Below are 4820 nucleotides of genomic sequence, written 5' to 3'. Positions count from 1 at the left end.
CGGTCTTCCCAAACACGTTGACACTCTCCCGGCTATGCTCGAGCGCTGTGCCCCTCCGGCTTTTCCTGGGAGCTGCCGTCGCAGCCGGCCCACACCCAGCCACCGGCCCACCACCCGGCCCACGTGGCGGCGGGCCGGCGGGCTCGTGGCAAGGTAGGCCAGCGCCCCGATCAGGCGCCCCGGCCAGATCCGCACCTCCGCCTTTGCGCGTACAGCCGACTCCTCCCCGGCCCCGTCACCTCCGGTTTCCGCCAGAGCAGCCTCAAGGGTGCCGATGGAAGCCCGGTCAACCGGAAAGCCGAGTGCCCGCCCGGCGTGAACAGCCCCGAGCACCCATCCTGCCAGCGCCGGGTCGGAGAGCCGGAGCTCCTCGATGCGCAACCGTTGAAAGCGTACCGCCCTGCGCAGCCGCCTCGCCAAACCCGGTGCCTGCGGTGCCCACTCGAGAAGGCGCAAGAGCGCCCGGCCACCATGGACGAAAAGCGGCCGCCGGGCTCGACGTGGCCGCGCCTTGCAGGTGCGGCAGACGCCGCCTGCCCGACCGGGGCGCTCGCTGCGCCTTCTTGCCGTCCGGCGGGCGGGGAGGCCTATGTGGACGCGGCCCATCAACACAGCAGCCCGCACGCTACCCTTCCACCCGCCGCCTGACCCCTCCACCTGCAGCGAGATGTCTGCCGGCAAGATCAACAGCGCCACCAGTGCCACTGCGGCGATCGCCGTGAGGGTCAGCGCGGCAAGCTCGGCCACTACGCCGGCGCCCACTGGCCTGCACCCCGTCCTATCCCGGCCCGGACCCACACACGGCGTACGATCCCGGCGGTCCGGGGTGCTCGTTGCCCGGGGCAGCGTGCCGGACGCCGTCCCCGGCGCCGCCGGTGGAGTAACCACCCTACCCTCACCGTCGCCCACGCAGCCTTTCCTGCGGCACAGGCCAGGCGAGGAAGCCACGTCCGGGATCTCATCCACCCGGGGCGCGAGCGGCGTTGCGAAGGAGAATCGGTCACCTGCTCCAGCACGGCCCGGCGATCCTTGCGCAGGCGCTCCTCCGCCGCTGCCTCGCCGGTCGCGGGAAGCGGGCGCGCCCCCATCTCAATGGCCAGCCAGCGTGCCACCGCGACGTGCTGCCCCACCCTCGCCTGGCAGCGCGGACAGCCTCTCAGGTGCTCGATCAGGAGGAGCGCCCGCAACTCGTCCAGGGTTGCGTCTGCAAACTCCACGAGCACCGGGTCGCTCGGGCACGTTACCGGGTCACCCGTCACCGACTTCGCCCCCCTTCCTCCCGCCCGGCCCCGGCGTCGAACAGCGCCGCGCGAAGCGCCTCCCGGGCACGGAAGATGTAGGTCTTGACGGTACCGCCGGGCCACGAGCCGGCGGCGGCGATCTCCTGGTACGACAGCCCCTCCACGGCCCGAAGCCACAGTGCGGTCCGCCACTCGTCGGGCAGGCGCTCCCAGGCCTGCCGCAGCGTTCGCAGGCTCTCCCGCTGCAGCACCTGCTCCTCGGGATCGGGTGGCGCCAAACCCGCGCCCGGCGCAGGCCCTTGAGGGTCTGCCGCTGCCTGCTCGCCCAGCGGCCGCTCCCTGCTCAGGCGCTGCCGTGTCACGCGGCGCTGGTTGCGGCAGACGTTGAGCACCACCTGGCGCAGCCACGGCTTGAAGGGCCTCCTCGGGTCGAACCGGCGGAGCTGGCGCGCCAGGGTGAGCATCGCTTCCTGGCTCCACTCGGAAGCATCCTCGGCACTGGGCGCCATGAGGCAGCAGAGGCGGAGGATGTATGCCTGGTAGCGCCGAAGGAGCCGATCGAGCCCGCGCCGGTCGCCCGATGCCAGCCACGCGTCCACGAGTTCGGCGTCGGCGACCTCCTGGCGACTCACTGCCCCTTCACCGCTCCCTCCCCCGTTGGCCCCCAGCCCTGGGAACCGCGCCCTTCTACCTCCCCGTACACGGGAACGGGCGAGGAAGTTTCAGGAGGGCTGGGAGACGCTCAACCTTGTTGGAACAGCGGGGGGCAGTCGGCGCAAAGCCCGAAGGCGCGCTCGATGAGGGCAACCATCCGCTCCGCCGCGCCGGGCCGGCCCATGCGGGAGCGTCCGGCCTCACCACGGCGCAGCCGCTCCTCGGGAGCATCCAGCAGCCGCACCACCCGCCGGGCGGCCTCGCCGGGCCCGCCCGTGAGCAACAGGGCGTCTCCCAGAAGCCGCTTCTGGCGTTCGGCGAAGCGCCGGGTGTACTGCACCCCCGGCCGGGGGAAGCTCACCACCGGCTTGCCGAGCCCGGCGGCCTGTTCGTTGGCCGTGCCGGCAAGGCCCAGTGCGAGGTCGGCCCGCTGCAGAAGGTCGGCGAATCCGTTCAAGGTCAGGCCGATGCGAACGTCCCCTGCTCCCGACACCAGCCACCCATCGAGGCCTTCGGCCTGTTCGGCGCAGCAGCCCACCGGCTCGAGTCGCCAGTTGCCCGAGAGGCGTGCCGGGTCAGGCAGGGAACCGGCCAGCGCGGCAACCGCCTGCGCCGGGCGTTCTACTTTCACCGCCTGAACGACCTCGGCCAGGGCCACCAGGTTGTCCGCAAAGTCCCGCCTGCTGCCTGGCAACAGCGCGAGCACGGGCTCGCCGGGTTTGAGGCCCAGCGTGAAGCCTCGAGGCTTGAGCATGTCCATCATGACATTGCCCACGCTGAGCGCGTTTACGCCCCGACGAACCAGGCTGCGCGCGGTCAATTCGTCACGGGCCAGCACGAGCTGGCACGATCTGGCAAGCAGGCCGGTCTCGATGCGCAGGTGCGGGCTGATGTAGTCGGAGCGAGCCGTCGAGACGAACACCCTTGGCACCCGGTACGAGAGGGTCAGCAGCACCGGGTAGATGTCCCCGACCAGGAGAAGCCCGCGCACCTTCGGGCGCAGGCGGCGCAGCGCGTCGAGCTGGGAGGCGGTAAGCGAAAGGAACCCGGCCGCAAGGTCCTGGAGAAAGCCACGGGGGTGCTGCCACCCGAACCCCCCGGAGGGCATCGGGCGCGAACCGAACAAAAGCGGGATGCCCGCGCGCTGGTAAGCGTGCCCCGGGCCCACCAGCGCAAAGGCGCCCACCCTGACGTGCGGCCGACGCCGCAGCAGCACCTTCGCCAGGTGGGCGGCGATCGCATCCTCGCCGTGGCCGTTGCTCACGATCAGCAGGTCGAGCATCTCCAACTCCGACACCGGCCCTCCTTCTTCCACGCCGGTCGCCGTTCGCCTCCACGGTGTTACCGGCTGGCTGCGCATCCTTTACCAGCCTCCCCCTGTCGGCCGGCCCAGGCAAGTGGTACCCGCGCTGGACATACAGATGCGCCGTGGACACGTTGCGGCGCATCCAGCACCGGCTGCTGGGCCGCTTTCCAGCCCTGCGCCCCGGGCGCTTCGGGTGGGGTGCAGCCCAGCTTTCGGCGGCCAGCCTCGCAAGCCGCGCCATCGGGTTCGTCTACTCCGCCGCGGTCATGCGCCTGGCCGGCGCGGAGGCGATCGGGCTGTTTCGCCTGGTCTGGCCGCTTTACGCCACGGCCTTCACGGTGGCCACCGCCGGCGTCCCGTACGCCATGGCCAAGCTCCTGGCCGAACGGGCGGCGCAGGACGAGGGCGATGAGTCTCCCCGCCGCATTGCCGTCCAGGGGCTCGTTCTGCTGATCCTGAACAGCCTGCTGATGGCCGCCGTCATGTGGTGGACGTCGCCGTGGCTGGTGGCGCGGGTGGGGGCCGAACCTCGGGCTGCACCCATCATCCGCCTGCTGGCGCCCGCCCTGCCCCTGGCGTGCCTCGCCGCGGGAGCCCGGGCGATGTTCGAAAGCACGCGCCGCATGGCCATCCCCGCAGCCTCACTGCTGGCAGAGCAGGTCGCCCTCTCCATCGCCGCTATCGGCCTCGTGGTGTATCTTTCGCCCCGGACCGCCGACGCGGCCGCCGTCGCTTCGGCGCTTGCGGGGGCCTCGGTGCTGGGTGAAGCGGTCGGGCTTCTGGCGCTGGCGCTGACAGTCGACAGGCTCTGGGCAGAGTGGGGCCACAGGCCCGCATCTCGGGCGCGGTTGAGGCATGTCCCCCGGCCAGGCGCCGGGTGGTGGCCCCGCTCCATCCTCGAGCTGGCGCTGCCGGTGGCCGCCGGCCGGATCCTTTCCTCCGTCGGCGGAAGCCTCAGCACCCTGCTTCTCCCCAACCGCCTGCAGGCGGCCGGGTTCACCGCATCCCAGGCCGCCGCCCAGATCGGGCTCCTGCGGGGGGTTGCCTTTCCCCTGGTGCTGATGCCCAACATGCTCAGCCTCGCGCTGACGACCACGCTGGTGCCGTCCATCTCCGGGGCGCTTGCGCGCGGGGACAGGGCCGCCGCCCGCGCGTACAGCGACAAGGCGCTGGCCACCACCATCCTCTTCTCCCTGCCGGCCAGCGCCGCGTTCGTGAGCCTGCCGGAACTGTGGACCCGCGTCCTGTACGGCGAGGAGTCCGCAGCACCCCTCCTTGTCATCTGCGGGCTGTCCGCACCGTTCATCTACCTGGGGCAGACGCTGGTGGGAGTGCTGCGGGGCCTGGGGCGGCCTCAGGTGCCCGTGCAGAGTCACCTGGTCGGCCTGGCGCTGGAGACGGCACTGATATGGGTTTGGGTGGCACGCGCCGAACTCGCCATTCAGGGGGCCGCGCTGGCTGCCGCCGCCGGCTACGCGGTGGCGTATCTGGTAAACCAGCTCGATGCGCTGCAGCATCTGGGAACGACGCTGAGGGCGCGTGACTTCACGGCGCCCCTGGCGGCTGCCGTGGCCGCCGGGCTCGCCGCGCGGGTGGCTGCCGCTGCCGCGGCGTCCCTG

The 4820-nt window shown here is 71.8% G+C and carries 5 protein-coding genes; 1 reads left to right on the top strand and 4 read right to left on the bottom strand.

The window, feature by feature from the left end; all coding sequences use genetic code 11:
* From AB1609_15640 to AB1609_15625, 4 genes are all read right to left on the bottom strand, one after another.
* Positions 1 to 762, bottom strand: a 762-nt coding sequence (locus AB1609_15640; GenBank protein MEW6047884.1) for a hypothetical protein, incomplete at its 3' end; no start/stop codon positions are given.
* Positions 747 to 1259 carry a zf-HC2 domain-containing protein gene (locus AB1609_15635; GenBank protein MEW6047883.1) on the bottom strand — a complete coding sequence of 171 codons (513 nt, stop codon included), beginning with the start codon at positions 1257 to 1259 and terminating at the stop codon, positions 747 to 749. The genes AB1609_15640 and AB1609_15635, both read right to left, overlap by 16 nt.
* Positions 1256 to 1873, bottom strand: coding sequence for an RNA polymerase sigma factor (locus tag AB1609_15630; GenBank protein ID MEW6047882.1), 618 nt, complete (start codon positions 1871 to 1873; stop codon positions 1256 to 1258). The genes AB1609_15635 and AB1609_15630 overlap by 4 nt, the downstream gene beginning before the upstream one ends.
* A gap of 110 nt (positions 1874 to 1983) precedes the next feature.
* Positions 1984 to 3255 (bottom strand): lipid-A-disaccharide synthase-related protein, encoded by a 1272-nt coding sequence (locus tag AB1609_15625; GenBank protein MEW6047881.1) that lies wholly within the window; start codon positions 3253 to 3255, stop codon positions 1984 to 1986.
* 68 nt (positions 3256 to 3323) lie between these two features.
* On the opposite strand from AB1609_15625, the gene AB1609_15620 reads away from it, so the two are divergent.
* On the top strand, positions 3324 to 4820 hold a 1497-nt coding region (locus AB1609_15620; protein ID MEW6047880.1), incomplete at its 3' end, for an MATE family efflux transporter.

The sequence above is a fragment of the Bacillota bacterium genome (assembly GCA_040754675.1).
Taxonomy (GTDB): domain Bacteria; phylum Bacillota; class Limnochordia; order Limnochordales; family Geochordaceae; genus Geochorda.
Note: the sequence above shows the minus strand (reverse complement) of the source record. Positions and strands in the feature narration are given on the sequence as shown.